The organism is Desulfitibacter sp. BRH_c19 (genome assembly GCA_001515945.1).
In the GTDB taxonomy this organism is placed as follows: Bacteria; Bacillota; DSM-16504; order Desulfitibacterales; family Desulfitibacteraceae; genus Desulfitibacter.
The window spans coordinates 71,618-90,046 of the sequence record LOER01000022.1 but is presented as its reverse complement, the minus strand read 5'-3'; the positions used below and the strand labels follow the sequence as shown (position 1 = coordinate 90,046).

Here is an 18,429-nt window from a genome sequence, read left to right as displayed (position 1 = left end):
TGCACTAGTATTTCTACGCATTGCTAAAACACAATGCTAGAACTACGGTCGTAAGTGGGAGATAAGCGGTGCTAAGTCCCTGGATAACGGTTTCCCCTAAAGGATTAGCTCAAACATTTAATCTGCTGATTAAATGAAGTTTCGCTCTATAACCTTCAGATGGAGTAATTCAGTGAAACTTAGTTCAGATGCTTTTTCCTGAACTGTAGTTGAACTAATCCTGTGGGAAACTCCACCTAAAGTCAAGAACCCTGTTTATAAAAATTGAAATTGATCATTTTAACTGACTTAACTTGGCGTAATTCTCCCGTATTCTAGCTTTGAACTAGTATAAGTAAAATTTTACTTACTGGCGTAGGTGGAATTTAAGGCCAACTAAGTCTTTAATTCAATAGCTCTAACTTTGTATTAGTGGTTCTAAGCTTAGTAAATAGAAACCTTTTACTAAGTTAAGACCTTGAAGTGAAATTCATCGGGAGTATACTTGCATTAAACAATCCACCGGCAATAAAATGCCTTTGGTTTGCTTCAATCCCCCCTGAATTAAGACCTTACTTCAAATACATCTGGAAGAACTTCCAGCCATGAGATTTTAATACACGCCAGAAAGTAAGATATAATCTTTTGTTATTACTTTGGATACAATAATAATTTTTTTGAATTAGCCAAAAGTGATTATTGGACTTATAATCTTTGTAAATCATAGATTAAAAACACACATGCAACAAAAAACAACTTAATAAAGTTTAATACTATTTACGGGGAGTGAAAGATATGGTGCGAAAAGCATTAAGCGACAAAATTATTGTACTTGGTGTAGACGGTATGGATCCAAGCCTTACTAAGAGGTTCATGGATGAAGGGAAACTTCCAAACATTAAAAAAATTGTTGAAAACGGTGCTCAAAGGCAAGATCTAGTAATGCTGGGTGCTCACCCGACAGTTACGCCTCCATTATGGGCAACTCTTGCAACTGGTGCTTATCCTAGAACACATGGATTAACATGTTTTTGGAACCAGTCAAAAGAGGATTTGGATACAATGGTATATGCAATGGATTCCAGAAGATGTAAAGCAGAACCACTTTGGAATGTTTTTGCATCTGGAGGTAAAAAGACACTTGTTTGGCACTGGCCAGGTGGTGCTTGGCCACCAACATTAGATAGTCCAAATCTACATGTGGTAGATGGTACTCAGCCATGTGCCATTAATTTAGGCCATGCAGGCATTGATTGGGAAAAACTAATAGTAGCTTCAAATGAATTTGAAACTGTAAAATATCAGCCTTATGCAGTTACTGATACTGGTGCAGGGTGTGTTATAACAGATGTAGAAGGTCATGGTGGAAGTGGAGCTGCTGATAATCTGGATACTCTAAATAGTACTAAAGAAGTTATAAATATCATGTTATCTCATGATGATGGTGATTTAGCTTTAGAAAAAATACCATTTGATTTAGTAAATTCTCCAATAAAAGATCCAGTAGGCTGGAAAAATGCACCTGAAGGTGCAAAAGAATTTACAATAATTACATCAGGTGGGTTTGTAAGAAGACCCGCACTAATTTTAAAAAACAGAAATAATGAGTTTGACAGGGTAGCAATCTATAAGTCTAAAAGTGAAGTAAAACCATTTATTACACTTAAAAGTGATGAGCTTTCTCCGCTTATTTCTGATGAAATACAAGTTGAAGAAGAAACTTTTATAGGTGCAAGATTTTATAAGGTACTGGAGATTGCTTGTGATGGTTCTGAAGTAAGATTATGGATGAGTAATGCATTTGATGTTAATAATGATGAAGTTTGGCATCCAAAGTCTATTTACAAAGATGTGGTTGAAAATATTGGCTATGTCCCGCCAATTAGTATGTCTGGTGGGAATGATGTAGAATTAACAGAAAAAACTTTAATTCCAACATGGGAAAAACATACAAAGTGGCAAGCCGATGCAATGAATTATATGATTGAAAAAGAGAATTACGAAATAGTTTTTTCACATATACACAATGTAGATAGCCAAGGGCACTTATTCTGGCAGTTAGCTAAGACTAGAGATTATTTAGAAAATGATGAAAAAGCATATCAAAAATTCATAGAAGATGTTTATATAGATACTGATAGGTATCTAGGTGAATTTATGCACCTATTAGATAAAGGATGGAGTATTATAGTAACTTCTGATCATGGATTATTGGTTTCAGATGAACATCCACCTTTAATAGGCGACCCTTTTGGAGTAAATGTTCGTGTTATGGAAGAATTAGGATACACCGCGGTCAAGAAAGACGAAAATGGTAACGACATAAAAGAAATTGATTGGGAAAAAACAAAAGCTATCGCTACACGTTCAAATCATATTTGGATAAATCTAAAAGGAAGAAATAAAACCGGCATTGTAAAACCTGAAGAGTATAATGATTTAGTAGTAAAAATTATTGATGATTTATATAATTACAGAGATTCTTCTACTGGCAAACGAGTAATTTCGGTAGCATTAAGGAATAAAGATGCCGAAGTGATTGGTTTGGGTGGGCCTGAATGTGGTGACATTATCATATTTTTGGAAGAAGGTTTTAATAGGTGCCACGGTGATTCTTTATCTACTGTAAATGGCTATTTTGATACAACAGTATCACCTTTATTTATAGCTGCTGGTCAAGGTTTTAAAAAAGGCTTTTATACAGAACGTGTTATTAGACAAGTAGATATTGCGCCAACAATTGCTATACTTGGAGGTGTAAGAATGCCTGCACAATGTGAAGGTGCACCGGTTTATCAAATTTTTGAGGAAGAGTTTTAAAAAAAGCATAGCTAATAGCTATGCTTTTTTTTAAAAGATTCAAAAATATAATTGTGGTGGAAATAGTATTTTTCCAAAACTAAGAATTAAGAATGGAGTGTTTTATATGCAACTTAAAAAATTAGATGCAGTATCTTTTGAGGAAGTGATTTATGATAATTGCGAGGCTTGCCTAGTAGTTTTCTCAAGGAAAAGTTGTCATGTATGTCAAGAAATAATTTCAATAATAGAGGATTTATTAGAAAAATATGAGGGCAAGTTGGGATTTTATTATATTGATGTAGAACAAAATAAAGATTTATATAAAAGATTCTCTTTAAGAGGGGTCCCACAAATTTTATTTTTTTATGGTGGTGAATACAAAGGCAAATTAGTCGGCCAAGTTGAAGAAGAAGACGTAGAAGCGAAGATAGTAGAAATACTATAATGTTCAAGATTGAGGTGCATATGATGAGTAGCAACTATGATTTAATAATAATTGGTGGTGGACCTGCCGGATTAACTTCAGCAATATATGGAGGAAGAGCTAAAATCAAAACTCTAGTTATTAACAAAGGTTCTTTTGGTGGGTTAATATATAGTACTAGAGAAATAGTAAACTATCCTGGACATGAGAAGGATAGTGGGCCAGCGTTAATGAGTACTTTCAAAAAACATGCAGAAAATGTAGGAACAGAATTAATAAAAGATGAAGTTGTTGAAGTAGATTTTTCCCGGAGGGAAAAAATAATTACAACTAAAAATGGAAGGGAATTTACTGCAAAAGCAGTCATTTTAGCCTGCGGTACTCAACCGAGGGTTCTTAATATCCCTGGTGAAAAACGATTGAGAGGTAATGGAGTGGCATACTGTGCCACTTGTGATGCTGAGTTCTTTGAGGATGAACATGTAGTTGTAGTTGGTAGTGGAGACCAGGCAATTGAAGAAGGTATGTATATTACAAAATTTGCAAGTAAGGTTACTGTTATTGTTTTACATGATGAAGGAATTCTTGATTGTAATAAGATAAGTGCAGAGAAAGCATTTAGTAACGAAAAGATGAACTTTGTATGGAATTCGACTATTGAAGAAGTCTTAGGTGAATTTAATGTTGATGGTGTTCAAATTAAGAACTTAAAAACAGGCGTATCTTCACAACTTGCGTGTCAAGGGGTATTCTTTTTTGTAGGAACGGTTCCATCTACCGGATTCTTAAAAGATAGTGGTTTACAATATAATCAAAATGGATATATACCTGTTAATGACTTGATGGAAACAAATATTGAAGGTGTTTATGCGGCGGGTGACAATAGAGTTAAATATTTGAGACAAGTTGTTTCAGCTGCAGGTGATGGTGCTACTGCAGCCGTGGCAGCTGAAAGATATATTGAGGAATTAAATTATTTCCAAAAAATCATTCTTGGAAGTAATATCCCCGTTTTACTTTTATTCTTTAAGCCACTAGTTGCTGAAAGCCTGCAATTTGGTACACTTCTTGAGGAAGTGGCAAGTGAGATTGGAGAAAGATACAAGATTATTAAAGTGGATATGTCTACTAAAAAGTCCATTGCAGAGAAATATGGCATCAAAGAAGTACCTGCCGTTGTTCTATTAAATAAAGGTGAAGTTATAAAACTACTAGATTGTTCAATTGATAAAGAGAGTTTAAATCTGCAACTATAAGACAAAAACTTTAAAAATAACATCGAGATTTTAGTATCTTTACAAATTCCTGTGCAGCTATTGAAAATGGATATTTTTTTGAACGTACCCATCCATAGCCTATTTTGATATTGTCACTAATAGGTATCCTAATAATTTCCTGGGAATCAAATTCTTGTTTTAAAGCTGAAGTTGCCATAAATTCAGTTATGATTCCTGCTGCCAATCCTTCCATAACAGTTTTTTTAAAGATGCTAAAATTGTTTGAATTAAGTGTTACCTTAGCATTGGCAGTTTCTTTTAAAAAATGCTTTATAAACGAATCAGAATAATAGAGTATTATTGGGTATTTAACCAATTCCTTTAATGAAATAGATTTTCTTTTTGAAAGTGATGATGATTTCCTGGTGCAAACAACTAACTTATCATGAAACAACTTTTCCATATAAAACTCATTTTCATCAATTTCAAACAGGCCGTCGACTATTCTAATAATACCCAAATCTGCTTTGCCAACTTTTACATCCTCCAATATATTAGGGACTTCTAGATCTTTTTCGGTTACATTGACATTTGGAAAGGCTTTACAAAAATCAGTCAATATATCAAGCAGTATACCATTACTTATGGCGGGTACTGCATAAACGGATAAATTTTCTGGTAGCATCGAAGATTTATCCGAGTAGATTTTTAATTTTGATTTATAATCATCAATATTTTTAATAATTTCATTAGCCATTTCAACAGCTATCTCACCAGCCTCTGTTAAATATACACCTTGATGAGAACGGGAAAACAACTTTACTCCCAATTCATCTTCAAGTTTGTTTAAAGATTTACTGATAGCTGGCTGGGAAACGTGAATACGTTCTGCAGTACGGTTTATGGATTTTGTTTTTGACAAATCAACTAAATAGTATAATTCTTCCATACGCACGACTACGCCCCCTTATTAGTCTAATACATTTCCATTTTTTCTTCTATTTAATATATGTAATATATTTCACCATAATCAACTAAACTCCTGCAATGTAATGGCAAAATAATCCCCACCTTTACATAAGGTGGGTAAATATTATAGGAATCCTTATTAAATACTCAGAAAACATTATATTTTGCATCTACTCGGGGGCTAAGCAATGAGTTCATTAACAATATGGCAACTATCACCATTGAAAAGGGTTTACTCCTAGTCATAAAGGTCAAAAGAACTTGGAAGAATTAGTTACCTTAAAGCTTCTAGCAATTCTTCCTTGTAGTTTATAAACTCTTTTGTTGTAACTATCTTTCTATCTCTAGGGCGTTGTATCTCTACTTTTAATTCTAATACAATTTCACCCGGTCTATGGGAAATCACATAAATCCTGTCAGAAAGATAAATAGCCTCATCTATACTATGGGTAATAAAGAGCACGCTTTTATTGAATAATTGCAGGACCCCCATTAACCATTCCTGTAGCTTTTCACGGGTTAGAGCATCTAAAGCAGCAAAGGGTTCATCTAGAAGCATTAAATTACTATCAATAAGTACTGTTCTTAATAAAGCAGCCCTTTGCCTCATTCCCCCTGATAATTGCTTAGGAAATACATTTTCAAATTCCTCCAGACCAAAAACAGGTAACAATTCTCTTACCTTTAGGTAGGCCTCCTTTTGACTAACCTTCTGTACTAATAGTGGCAGAGCTGCATTTTGTATAAGCGTTCTCCAAGGCAATAGAAGATCCTTTTGAGGCATATAACCTACTATGGAAATATAATTACCCAGTACCTCCTGTCCATCAATAGAGACCTTACCTTCTTCGGCTTTAACTAAACCAGATATAATCCTGAACAATGTGCTTTTTCCTGAACCACTAGGTCCTAGCAAGGATACAAATTCACCCTTATTAACATGCAAAGAGATATCCCTGATTACTGGCAAGTAATTTCCTCTACTGGTATAGGTCTTGCTCACTTTTGTTAGCTGTAAGATAGTTTGATTAGTTGCCACTACTAACAACTCCTAGGTACTTTTTTTGTATTTTAGTTAATGAACTGGTTGGTGAAGGCTTTATCAACATCTAGTTCACCTTCTATCAAATCTCTTTCAGATAACCAGTTTGTATAGTTTTGCCATACCTCTTTTTGTTGCAATCCCCACATTTCTGCATCATCTTGATATTTATCCTTCAGCCAGATTTGGCTAGCAATTACCAATTCCTCATCTAATTCTGGTGCATTTGCAAGAAGTATACTAGCTGCTTGTTCTGGCTGTTCTATGGCGAATTCATACCCTTTAGCAGTTGCCTTCATAAACTTCTCTACGAGCTCAGGATCTTCATTAATCAAAGACTCACTTGTAATTAGGACTGGTGTATAATAATCCAAAGCAGGATCAATAGTACCTAAGTCAATATAATTTAATTCTACTCCCCTTATTTCTGCCGCAACACCATCCCAAGCTGAATAAATCCATGAGAAGTCAGCATTTTTTTCACTACTTACAAAAAAATCTACCGCTCCAGTTGTCAATATTTCAACTTGACTATAGTCGGCTTCATATCTATCCATCAAAGCTTTAATCGTTGCTTCCTCTACAGGCGAACCCCAACCTCCATATTTTTTACCTTCGAAGTCCTTGGGAGTCTCGATGCCTTTAGATTTCAAAGAAGCGAACCCAGAAGTGTTATGTTGAATTACTGCTGCAATTGAAACAATAGGAATATCACTTAAACGTGCATAGGTAACGCCTTCCTGATATGCAACTCCAAAATGGGAGCTTTCAGATGCTACTACCTGTTCAACACTACCTCCCGATAGCTGAACAATCTCAACGTCTAATCCAGCCTCTTCATAATATCCATTGTCCTTTGCAACATATAACCCTGTGTGATTGGTATTAGGTGTCCAATCTAAGGTTACGACAATTTTTTCAAGCTGATCTTCAGTCTTTTCTGAGCTGCATCCTGCTGCAAAACCTAAACCTAACGCAATAACAAGTATGGCACATATCCAAAGGTACTTTTTATTTTTCATTATTATATTCATTCCTTTCTATTCCTCCCATGATGTTTGTTCTTCTGCCCTATTCCAGGGCATTGATATCCAGGCCAACAAATCAACAATCTTAAATAGAAATATACTCAACAGGACAACTATCAAAATAGCAGCAAATAAATTGCTAGTATTATAAGAATGCATTGCCCTGGTCATATATATTCCTAAGCCAGAGCTAGCACCTAGCCATTCACCAATTACTGCTCCCATCACACTATAGGTAGCAGAAATCTTTAGTCCTGAAAAGAAATACGGGAGTACTGATGGAAATTGGACTGTAGTAAAAATCATAGCAGGACTAACTCCCATAACCTTCATAAGCTCCATCAACTCACTATCCACATTCTCTAATCCGTTCACCAGATTGACTACAATAGGAAAAAAGCAGACAAGGGCAACAACAAGGATTTTTGGTAAGATCCCAAGACCAAACCAGATTATCATCAGCGGTGCTAAAGCTATTATAGGTATGGTCTGTGAAACAATGAGAAGTGGATACAACACTTTTTTAATAGTTTTAACCTTATCCATCACAACAGATAGGATAAGAGCCACTATAATAGACATTGATAAACCAACAATCGCTGTCAAAAAAGTTGTCTTGGTGTGTGACAAAAGTAGTGTGAAATTATTGATTAATGATATTGCAATGGAAGTAGGAGCAGGTAATATATATTCAGGAAGCTTTATTATTTTAATCATAAACTCCCAGATAAATATAAGTAGCACCATGAATAAAAACGAGGGACTTATACCTGTTTTAACCCAGCTTGTATTTACCCACCTTTTCATCTATGGTCACTCCTTGGGGACTGTAGTCTATTTTAACTACAGAACATATTCTTCTTGCACCAGCTTCTACACATATTTCCTGTGCCTTTTTTACAATTTCTAGAAGTTCTTCAAGGTCACCTTCCATTGTGGTTTCCATTGGTCCTACAGTATACTTTACGCCTGATTTACTAATATAATCAATAACCTTATCTACTGTTTCATAAATCCTTTCTTCAGAGACATTAGGTATTACCTGTAAGCTAACATTACAAATGGGCATTCTAACCCTCCTCTCTTTTAAGAGCAAAATAAAAGCTGCCACCAACATGGGCAGCAGCTTAGTATCACAAAAAATACCTTTGCTATTTCCCTACGCTGGCATTATCCAGATCAGGTTAAGGGTCAGAACAGCATTATGTTCTATCTCAGCCAGGTTGCCCCAGCTCCCCTTTTTAATAAATGTTAATAGGATTATATAAATAGTATCATCTAATTCTTTTATGTTCAACTAAAATATGTTCCATAGTCTATATAATATTCTTTTACAACTTACATAGACTGTCCCTTTACTTTAATCTCACTCTTTTGGGCATTTAAAAATCTGTTAGTCTCAGCAACAACGACACCACTTAGGCCTATTAAGCCTATTAAGTTTGGTACTGCCATTAACCCATTCATAACATCTGAAAAAGTCCATACAAAGTCAAGCTTTGAAACAGCCCCTACGAAAACTACTAATACAAAGGCAATTCTATAATAGAGAACTACAGACTCATTTATTAGGTATTCGAGACATTTCTCTCCATAATAACACCAGCCTAATATTGTTGAATAGGCAAACAGCATAATACCAATAGCTACAATCAGGCCACCGAAGACTGGTAAGGCTTCATTAAATGCTGCTGTTGTAAGTGCTGCTCCAGTTAAATCAGGTGTGCCTAATACACCTGTGGTTAAAATAGCTAAGGCTGTAATAGAACAAACTACTATAGTATCAATAAATGTTTGGGTCATGCTTACAAGGGCCTGACGACCCGGATAATCTGTTCTGGCCGCTGCTGCTGCTATTGGTGCACTTCCTAGACCAGCTTCGTTGGAAAATACTCCCCTAGCTACTCCAAACCTTATTGCCGCTCCAACAGCTCCACCTGTTGCTGCACTTCCAGTAAATGCAGAACTAAAAATTGAACCAAACGCAGCCGGAACCGCATCAATATTAATAAATAATACAATTAATCCACCGATAGTATAAATTGCAGCCATAAATGGTACTAAATAAGCTGTTACACGTCCAATACTTTTAATTCCTCCAAGTACTACAAGAGCTGTTAATGCCGCTAACACTATTCCCGTAACGAATGGAGGTATGCTAAATGTAGTTTGAACAGATGCTGCTACAGAGTTTGACTGTACCATATTACCTATCCCAAAGGCTGCAACAGCACCAAAGAATGCAAAAGCAACACCAAGCCATTTCCACCCTAAGCCCTTTTCAATATAGTACATAGGTCCACCTGACATTTCACCCTTTTTATCTACTGTTCTGTACTTAACCGCTAAAACCGCCTCAGAATATTTTGTTGCCATCCCGACCAGACCAGTCATCCACATCCAAAATACTGCCCCTGGTCCACCAAGGAATATTGCTGTAGCTACTCCTGCAATATTACCTGTACCAATTGTAGCGGCTAGTGCAGTTGTTAATGCTTGAAAATGTGATATATCACCTTCACTTTTTTCATCTTTTGTAAATATAAGCTTATGGGCATAAATAAGCTTACTGAATTGTAACCCCTTTAAGCGAATTGTAAGAAATATACCTGTACCAACCAATAAAATCAACATTGGAGGACCCCAAACAAAGCTACTTAGTGCATTTAGAAAGTCCATTTATTTCACTCCTTTTTTAATTTTTTCATGCAATTTCCCAAATGAGGCATCGTAGCTACAAGAGACTGCTGTCTTAAGGAATTACCATATATGTCATCTAAATATAGTAGTCTTCTCACCTCTACATCTAACTCACCCTAACTCCCATATTCATAGCCACTTTGGCAGCATTGGTTCCAGCTAATACCCGATAATAACTACATGAGTAGGTGGTACCCCAGGCACTCCCCTAATAACCTCCCTTCCCCTTTTTGGCTTTTCTAAAAATTGTGCACCTATCTGGAAAAGACATCTTACCATCTATTTCGTTCATAGGTGCAAGTAATGGTAGATAACCATTACCAAGTCAAATAGTATCGTATGAATGCCTGTTAATTTCCGTGCCTGCCTTTTATATTATTTTCATCCAAAAACCGCTAGAGCCAATTAACAGAATTTTTCCAAATAACTGTATTGTTAGAATTTTCTCATAGTACTATTATAACCTGACTTACATCAAATGTCATTGTTATTCTTACTAAAAAATCTATGTTGAATTTGATTTTTTTATTACAAGCAGATCAAGGATACTTTCAGTTCTGGAACAATTCCTCTCGAAGCCCGTCTATAGATATATACATTAAAAAAGGGGGCTTTTAAATTATGAATAAAAAGTTTTTACTTATTTTAGCTACACTTTTAGTTTTAACAGGTCTAGCACTAAATAGTGTCTCCAATCCTACCATTGCATCTGTTCCAGATAATGATGGAGTGATTAGGGTAATTGGTGAGTCTGTAATTACAGCAGCTCCAGATCAAGGTATTGTTGTGGTTGCAGTAGAAACAAAAAATGCCGATGCACAGAAAGCCGTAGCTGAGAATTCTAAAGCTACTGATAAAGTAATAGCTGCGTTAAAAAGCTTTGGATTAAATGATGATCAAATAAAGACTGGATCCTACAATGTTTACAGTTACGTAGATTATGTATCTCCAGAAAAGCTTAGAGAAGAACAACCCACCCAGTATATAGCACATAATTCTCTAACTATTACAATTAATGATGATTTAGAAAAAATGGGTCAGGTTATTGATACAGCAATCAAATCTGGCGCAAATCAAGTACAGTCAGTACGCTTTGAATTAAAAGACTCTGAGGCAGTTAAATTGCAGGCACTTCAAGCAGCTACAACTCAAGCAAAATCTAAGGGTGAAGCTATAGCAAAGGGTGCAGGTGTAACCATATCAGGAATTAAGTCTATTTCCGAAGAAGGGTCAAGTTATTCCCCATATAGAACTTCATTTGAGAATGAGTCACTAATGATGGATAAAGATGCAGATTCCGGCACTCCCACTCCAATAGTACCTGGAAATATAGAGGTACAGGCTAGGGTAGCAGTTGAATATCAGTTTTAAAAATGAATTTTTGTATTACAATTCTTAATATTACAAATACTATTATTATATTATTAGTTAATATAACTATGGAAGGAAAGAGATTAAAATGAAAAAAAATATACTAATAGTACCTTTAATAATGCTTCTACTATTGTTTTTTATTGGATGTGAATCACCACAAAGCAACACTCCAAATCAGATAACCCAGACTATTAATTTTTACTACGGAGATAGTAATAATGAAACCATGGTAACTGAGGAGCGTGAAATAGTCTATGAGAGAGAGGATGACAAATATGTAGAGGCTCTTGAAGCGCTCGTTAAAGGACCAGATACCTCAGATTATAATGCCAACATTAATCCCGATACTGTTGTTTATGGAACTATTAAGCAAAATCGAGATTTAATCGTAGACTTCTCTCAGGATTTTGCTCAGTTTGGAGGAAGCGTTGCTGAAATAATTGGTGTTGGCTCAGTAGTAAACACCATGACACAATTTGAGGAGATTGACCGTGTCAAGATACTTGTGGAAGGTAATGAACTTATAGGCCCTAGTGGTGAACCATATGGATTTTTTGAACCATTTCCCACAGATCCTAAGATTACTGAAGTAACACTCTACTTTTCAAACCAACAAGCTACAGAGGTAGTTGGGGAAAAGCGGGAGTTAACTGGTACCCTAAATCAAGAACAATTCATCATTTCAGTATTAGAGGAACTAATAAAAGGTCCTGAAAACCAAGATTTATATGCAACCATCCCTGAAACAGTAAAAATTCAAGATTTAATGCTTGAAGATAATCTTGTTGAAATAGACTTTTCACAAGAGATGTATACTGATCATTGGGGAGGAGCAGCTGGTGAGGCCATGACAATTAACTCAATAGCAGATACATTATTCGAATTTCCTTATATTGATAAAATAAAAATGACAGTAACGGGTGAACCAATGAATATTGAACATATGGTACTAGATGAACCAATAACCCGTGATTAAGAACTGAGCTATACTAAGCCCGGGTGACAAACCCGGGCTTAGTTTACACTGTCAGTACTATATCATTCAGAAATAATAGCTTTCGATGATAGATTAGTCACCCCACTAGGACTGGTACTTCTACGCTTGTACAGTACACAACGCTAGAACTACTGCCAAAAACCAAGGTTTAGCCATAATATTCTATCTGGGTTAAGACCCCTACTTCTTCCATCATATATGGCTTACGTAATTGAGGATAATTGTCATTTATTATTAACCGGTAGGCTGTCATAAATCCTTCTGAAATTGCTTCTCTTAGTTTTCGGGGACTTTTAGCATCTCCAATGACCATAACACGCATTCCCCGTTGCTTCAATTCACCCTCTAAATGGTTAATAGACCCTGCACCCATAGATAATACGATATGTGTACATGGCAACCAATGCTCCTTCCAATTCTCATCCATAGCTACAACTCCATCTGCATCTATGCTCTGCACCTTGTACCCTGTGAAAGACTGTATCTGCAACTTTTGCATTTCCTCCAAAAACACAGATCGCGTGATTGGTTCCATATCATCTGCAAGACTATTCTTCATCTCTAAAACCATAACATTAACACCTTTTTTTCTTAGGTAAAGAGCAGTTTCACATCCAACACTACCCCCTCCCACCACAATAACTTTTTCACCTACTTCATATTGTCCTGCTAAAATTTCCCACGCTGTTGCTACATTGGCATTACTTACACCCTTAATGCTAGGAATAATAGGAGCTGCACCTGTAGCAATTATAAAATAATCTGCATCCTTTTCCTGAAGCATTTCTATTGTTGCTTCTGTATTTAACTGTATATCAACCCCCAGGTTACGAACTTGGGTCTCAAGGTAATCAATACTCCAGTGTATTTTATCTTTTCCTGGAGGAACAGCAGCAATTCGAATTTGTCCTCCAAGTTCAGCCTCTCTCTCAATCAAGCTTACTTTATTTCCTCCAGTCGCTAGTACTCTGGATGCTTCCATCCCTGCAGGCCCACCTCCAATGACAACAAAGTGTTTGGAGTTATATGAAAAGGGAATTGATGGATATTCAATCTCTCTGCCTGCAACTGGATTAACTGTACACCTAATGTGGAGGTTTTTAAAGACACGCTCACTTATACATCCAATGTTACAACTAATACATTTTCTAATATCTTCATCCCTATCCAGCATGGCCTTTAGAGGCCATTCAGGGTCTGCTATAAGTGTCCTTCCAATAGCTATGAAGTCTGCCTTCTCTTCCTTGAGAAGATTTTCGGCTACCTGTGGACTCCGTATATTGCCAACAGTTATTACAGGTATCTTAACAACCTTTCTAATATTCTCAGCCAGGTATGCCCTCCAAGCCTCTGGATAACTCATGGGCTCTATAATTGTATGCATGGAAGAATACGTGCCAGAACTAACATGTAATGCGTCTACACCCGCTTCTTCAAGCATAGTCGCTATCTTCTTTGCTTCTTCTAAATCAATACCACCTTCTACAAACTCATCTCCGCTATAACGAAATATAACTGGAAAGTTACCTTTAGTCTCCTTTTTAATTCCTTTTATGATTTCAATGGGAAAACGCATACGTCCATTAATATCTCCACCATAAAGATCTGTCCGTTTATTGCTTCGGGGTGACATAAACTGGGCCACAAGATATCCATGAGCTCCATGTATCTCAACACCGTCATAATCTGCATGTTGGGCCCTGCTAGCTGCCTTCACAAACTTATTAACTATTTCCTGTATTTCATTTATTGTTAATTCTTTAGGAATAACCTTTAAATATGGATCTGGTATAGCAGATGGTCCTACAGGTTGTAATCCCTTGGTATTCTCATTTGTAGTCTGACGCCCAGCATGATGTAATTGGGGAATAATTCTTGTATCATGCTCATGAACAGCCTCCACAAGCTCATTGTGCCCAGCTATGAAGGAATTACTATGTAAATCAAGCTGTTTAGGAATGGCATACCCCCCTGGAGAATCCACACTTACTATTTCTGTTATAATTAAACCTACTCCACCTTTAGCCCGTGCTCTATAATAATGAAGCATTGCCTGGGTAACTGCGCCTGTTTCACTTGCTAAGTTTGTTCCCATTGCTGGCATGACAGTTCGATTTTTAATACTCATATTTCCAATTAAACCTTTTTGAAAAAGTCTCGGATATTTCATTTGCAAATTCCCTCCCTATTTATGTTAATATAATAGTTAAACCATTCCATCATTTTTCTCTAATATTTTTACAACCCTATTCAAATGTTTTTCATCAGTAACAACAGTTACCAGAAAATTCTTTCCGCCAGCTATTCCATAACCCTTATTGGCCATTCCCGATACAGAAGGATCCGCTGACATTAATACCCTTGCTGCATCACTATCGCTAGCCGTACTATCTGAAGATATGGTTAAACCAGTTTGGGTTATTGCTTGTCCAGAAATGGGGTTATTAAGATGTTGGTTAAATGTTGTTCCATATCTGCTAATTCTATCAATTTGTGCAGTATTAATTCCCATATCCTTTAGCTCGTCTACAGCTTTTTGTGCCTTTGAGCTACTAGGAAAATATGCCATAATAGAGCGTTCTCCCTGATTGAGTTTAATTTTTATCACCTCCATGTTTAGTTTTCGAAGTATTATAGCCAACTATACAATAAATGTCTAAAAAAGATACCAACTACAAATAATAATAAACAGGATTCTTTATTCAGGTGGAGTTTCCCACAGGATTAGTTCAACTAGAGTTCTGAGAAAAGCACCTGAACTAAGTTTTACTGAATGACTCCATCTGAATAATATAGAGCGAAACTTGCCAACTTGTTTGGCGTAGCTGAGCTAATCCTTTAGGGAAAACCGTTATCTAGGGGCTTAGTACCACTCTTAGTGGTAGTTAGCCATCGGACAAATAATAAGTTGGGGACATTCCTGCTCTCTGGAAGTGTGAGGTTGGATGTTAGATGTGAGAATTTAAGAAGTGTGTCCCGTACATTAAGTAGGAGGTCTATCTACATGGAGAAAAAAGGATTTCATGTAACCTCAGAAATCGGTAAGCTTCAGTCAGTATTGCTTCATAGGCCAGGTTCCGAATTAAATAATTTAATTCCTCGTTATCTTGAAAACTTATTATTTGATGAAATTCCATGGCTTAGAAAAGCTCAAGAAGAACATAACGGATTTGCAAAATCAATAAAAGATACTGGCACAAAAGTCTTTTATATTGAAGATTTAATGGTTGAGCTCATTCAAGATTTAGAGGTCAAGCGGCAACTCATTGAAGAACACTTAAAGTTTTCCTTACAAAGCGATAAAGAAGTGTCTAAAGCTGTTTTTGAATTTCTATATAATCTTCCCCCAGAAGAGCTTAATAGTAAGCTATTAGCAGGCATACATAAAAAAGAAGTCCAAAAGTTGAAAAAACACCGCACATTAAGTGATTTAACCGTCTCAAGTTATCCTTTTTATTTAGATCCTATGCCTAGTATGTACTTTACACGTGATCATGGAGCTATGATTGCTAACAAGTTACTTGTAAGCAGCATGTTTAATTTTGCAAGAAGGCGTGAAACAATCTTTTTACGTTTTTTGCAGAAGCACCATAAACTTTTTGAGAATACCAAGCTCTGGTTTGAAGAAGAGATACCTAGGGGAATTGAAGGAGGGGATATTCTAGTGATAAATTCGAGTACTCTAGTGATTGGTTTAAGTGAAAGAACTACTGAAGAAGCTATAGAATATATTACACAAAAATTCATAATTGAGACAGAACAAATTCGCCAAATAGTAGTTATTCAAATTCCAGCAAAAAGAGCCTTTATGCACCTAGATACTGTATTTACTATGATTGATTATGACAAATTTTTAATGTATCCCGGTGTAAAGGATGATATTCATGTTTATCTTTTAGAAAAAGGTACAAAAGAGAGGATAGTAGCAACTAATGACCATAAACTAGATGAATTGCTAGGAAGGTATCTAGGTGTAAAAAAGGCACAACTTATTTTCTCGGGTGGTCATGAGCCAATTACAGCAACTCGAGAACAATGGGGGGATAGCACAAATACCCTGGCGATAAAACCAGGGGTTGTAATATGCTACAATCGCAATGAAGCCACAAATAAAGTACTGAGAAATAGTGGTGTAGAGGTTGTTGAAATAGAAGGATCAGAATTAGTTCGGGGCAGGGGCGGTCCTAGATGTATGAGTATGCCTTTGTTAAGGCTTAGCCTCTAATCCTTTTCCTACACATCTAAGAGTTCAAAACCCGTCTGCGGGTCTACTTTTCGTTTAGCAGTACCATTTAACAGCTCCATAATTACCACCTCCCCATAGAGCCAAACATCAACTCCCTGGCGAGTACAGCCTGCTATTGTGTCTTTACCATGACCAAAGGCAGAATGCATATGTAGTTTAAAAGCACCTTCTTCATTTCTAAATATAGTGCCCACTCCCAAAGATTCACTAACTCTAGGAAGTGGTATTACAACAGGTATCGGTTTCTCAGCTTCACCGTCTTCAGGGCCAACAACAACCTTACTATTTTTATCAGCTCCGCCAAGGAAAAATACTGTAGCAGACCCTACTTTCCTTTCTTGTGCGAAATCCTCAATGGTCTTTGGAATACGATCGCCTTTTTCCAATCGTAATATAAATATCCTACCTAAACTTGCTTCAGTATACTTCAAATAAAGTTCCTCCAAAATTTTTTATCATTTACTCTTAGTATACCGTAACAACTTGTAATTTTACATGTTTCTCTCTTCAGATAAAGAAAAACCTCATTATGGCCTTTTTATCAGAGGTCCATTAATAAGGTTTTTAGATATGCAATTTACACTATTCTTATCCGTGTTGATATTCTTTGGTTTCGTAATTCCTGTGCGACATTTTCACCTTGTACGGTGAAGATACCGGTCCCTACAGGAACCCCTTCATTTGTCCTTTGATCCCATGTGACTCTAAATACCTGAGATTGTCCCGGTTGAAGTACAATTGTCTCGACTACTTGAGCGAAAACTCTGTCTGCTGACCACTGCCATAGTATTCTACCAGTTATACCCCTACGAACAAAAAAATCGAAACGTTGGGTAGTTGGATATGTTAATGAAATAGGACTAGCAGTAATATTAGTTTTAACCAATGTCATTTGAACACTTTGATTTCGCCTGTAAAGCATCCTATCAGTAGATAAAATATATAACAAACCCCTTACTACTCGCACAGAAAAGTTTCTTAAAGGTCTAGGAGAAGGTACTGTAGGTGGAAGCATAGGAACTGGAATTCTAATTACAACCCTAACAGGAAGCCTACTGGGATTGCGTATTTCATTGTATCTTAGGATTTCTTCAACAGTAGTATCAAAACGTTCCGCTAAGCTTTCCAAGGTATCTCCTGTTTGTATCTCATAGGTAAAAAACATATAAAAGTCCCCCCTTTCAAGTTTACATTTTCAAAATAAGTCTCCTTCTATTTATATGCTTCAAGGGGGAAATTTGTTAGTGTGAGTCTTTGGTCTAGTACTTTTTTCTAATTATTTCTATGTGGTATCCATCAGGATCATTCAGAAAATAATAGCCAGGGGGGGTTCCTGGTAAACCCTTTAATTCAGTAGGGTCTAGACCCATATCCTTATGCTTTTTATGTAGTCCTTCTAGATTATCTACATATATAGCCAAATGACTGTACCCATTACCTATCTCATAAGGTTTTTCTTGATCATAATTGTACGTTAATTCCAACTCAAAATCTGTTTTATCCTCTTTAAGGAATACTAAGGTAAATTTATATTCTGGGAAATCTTTTCGCCTAGATTCCTTTAAATCTAAAGCTTTCTGATAGAATTTAATCGATTTTTCTAAATTCATTACCCTAATACATACATGAGCAAATTGAACCTGCATAATAG

General features: G+C 36.2%; 17 protein-coding genes. 6 read left to right on the top strand and 11 right to left on the bottom strand.

Features of this window, described 5'->3' with window-relative positions:
* Positions 1 to 774 precede the first annotated feature (774 nt).
* The 3 genes from APF76_15480 to APF76_15470 all read left to right on the top strand — a co-directional run bounded on the left by APF76_15480 (position 775) and on the right by APF76_15470 (position 4,461).
* On the top strand, positions 775 to 2,799 hold the full coding sequence (locus APF76_15480) for a nucleotide pyrophosphatase (protein ID KUO51776.1): 2,025 nt from the start codon (positions 775 to 777) through the stop codon (positions 2,797 to 2,799).
* Between the two features lie 106 nt (positions 2,800 to 2,905).
* The gene (locus APF76_15475) at positions 2,906 to 3,226 is read left to right on the top strand and encodes a thioredoxin (protein KUO51775.1); all 321 of its coding nucleotides are present in this window, start codon (positions 2,906 to 2,908) and stop codon (positions 3,224 to 3,226) included.
* A gap of 23 nt (positions 3,227 to 3,249) precedes the next feature.
* Entirely contained in the window at positions 3,250 to 4,461 is a 1,212-nt protein-coding gene (locus tag APF76_15470) for a pyridine nucleotide-disulfide oxidoreductase (protein ID KUO51774.1), read from the top strand.
* A 10-nt stretch (positions 4,462 to 4,471) separates the two neighbouring features.
* On the opposite strand, the gene APF76_15465 is transcribed toward APF76_15470, so the two are convergent.
* The 6 genes from APF76_15465 to APF76_15440 all read right to left on the bottom strand — a co-directional run bounded on the left by APF76_15465 (position 4,472) and on the right by APF76_15440 (position 10,140).
* A complete protein-coding gene (locus tag APF76_15465; protein KUO51773.1) occupies positions 4,472 to 5,377 on the bottom strand; it encodes a hypothetical protein in 906 nt (301 codons plus the stop codon).
* Positions 5,378 to 5,665: 288 nt separating this feature from the next.
* On the bottom strand, positions 5,666 to 6,412 hold the full coding sequence (locus tag APF76_15460) for a hypothetical protein (GenBank protein ID KUO51785.1): 747 nt from the start codon (positions 6,410 to 6,412) through the stop codon (positions 5,666 to 5,668).
* A gap of 50 nt (positions 6,413 to 6,462) precedes the next feature.
* Positions 6,463 to 7,455, bottom strand: coding sequence for an ABC transporter substrate-binding protein (locus APF76_15455; GenBank protein ID KUO51784.1), 993 nt, complete (start codon positions 7,453 to 7,455; stop codon positions 6,463 to 6,465).
* An 18-nt stretch (positions 7,456 to 7,473) separates the two neighbouring features.
* Positions 7,474 to 8,268 (bottom strand): ABC transporter permease, encoded by a 795-nt coding sequence (locus APF76_15450; GenBank protein ID KUO51772.1) that lies wholly within the window; start codon positions 8,266 to 8,268, stop codon positions 7,474 to 7,476.
* On the bottom strand, positions 8,237 to 8,530 hold the full coding sequence (locus APF76_15445) for a hypothetical protein (protein ID KUO51771.1): 294 nt from the start codon (positions 8,528 to 8,530) through the stop codon (positions 8,237 to 8,239). Before APF76_15445 ends, APF76_15450 begins: the two co-directional genes overlap by 32 nt.
* Before the next feature lie 269 nt (positions 8,531 to 8,799).
* The gene (locus APF76_15440) at positions 8,800 to 10,140 is read right to left on the bottom strand and encodes a transporter (protein ID KUO51770.1); all 1,341 of its coding nucleotides are present in this window, start codon (positions 10,138 to 10,140) and stop codon (positions 8,800 to 8,802) included.
* 642 nt (positions 10,141 to 10,782) lie between these two features.
* Here APF76_15440 and APF76_15435 point away from each other — a divergent pair.
* Together APF76_15435 and APF76_15430 are read left to right on the top strand one after the other, a co-directional pair.
* Positions 10,783 to 11,532, top strand: coding sequence for a hypothetical protein (locus APF76_15435; protein KUO51769.1), 750 nt, complete (start codon positions 10,783 to 10,785; stop codon positions 11,530 to 11,532).
* 88 nt (positions 11,533 to 11,620) lie between these two features.
* The gene (locus APF76_15430) at positions 11,621 to 12,511 is read left to right on the top strand and encodes a hypothetical protein (protein ID KUO51768.1); all 891 of its coding nucleotides are present in this window, start codon (positions 11,621 to 11,623) and stop codon (positions 12,509 to 12,511) included.
* A 169-nt stretch (positions 12,512 to 12,680) separates the two neighbouring features.
* On the opposite strand, the gene APF76_15425 is transcribed toward APF76_15430, so the two are convergent.
* Both APF76_15425 and APF76_15420 read right to left on the bottom strand, forming a co-directional pair.
* The gene (locus tag APF76_15425; GenBank protein ID KUO51767.1) at positions 12,681 to 14,702 is read right to left on the bottom strand and encodes an NADH oxidase; all 2,022 of its coding nucleotides are present in this window, start codon (positions 14,700 to 14,702) and stop codon (positions 12,681 to 12,683) included.
* Between the two features lie 36 nt (positions 14,703 to 14,738).
* Positions 14,739 to 15,131: a hypothetical protein gene (locus APF76_15420; protein KUO51783.1), complete on the bottom strand. Its 393-nt coding sequence runs from the start codon at positions 15,129 to 15,131 to the stop codon at positions 14,739 to 14,741.
* 405 nt (positions 15,132 to 15,536) lie between these two features.
* On the opposite strand from APF76_15420, the gene APF76_15415 reads away from it, so the two are divergent.
* Positions 15,537 to 16,757 (top strand): hypothetical protein, encoded by a 1,221-nt coding sequence (locus APF76_15415; GenBank protein KUO51766.1) that lies wholly within the window; start codon positions 15,537 to 15,539, stop codon positions 16,755 to 16,757.
* A gap of 8 nt (positions 16,758 to 16,765) precedes the next feature.
* On the opposite strand, the gene APF76_15410 is transcribed toward APF76_15415, so the two are convergent.
* From APF76_15410 to APF76_15400, 3 genes are all read right to left on the bottom strand, one after another.
* Positions 16,766 to 17,209 carry a DNA-binding protein gene (locus APF76_15410; protein KUO51765.1) on the bottom strand — a complete coding sequence of 148 codons (444 nt, stop codon included), beginning with the start codon at positions 17,207 to 17,209 and terminating at the stop codon, positions 16,766 to 16,768.
* Positions 17,210 to 17,355: 146 nt separating this feature from the next.
* A complete protein-coding gene (locus APF76_15405; protein ID KUO51764.1) occupies positions 17,356 to 17,943 on the bottom strand; it encodes a hypothetical protein in 588 nt (195 codons plus the stop codon).
* A gap of 94 nt (positions 17,944 to 18,037) precedes the next feature.
* On the bottom strand, positions 18,038 to 18,424 hold the full coding sequence (locus tag APF76_15400; GenBank protein KUO51763.1) for a lactoylglutathione lyase: 387 nt from the start codon (positions 18,422 to 18,424) through the stop codon (positions 18,038 to 18,040).
* Positions 18,425 to 18,429: the final 5 nt, after the last annotated feature.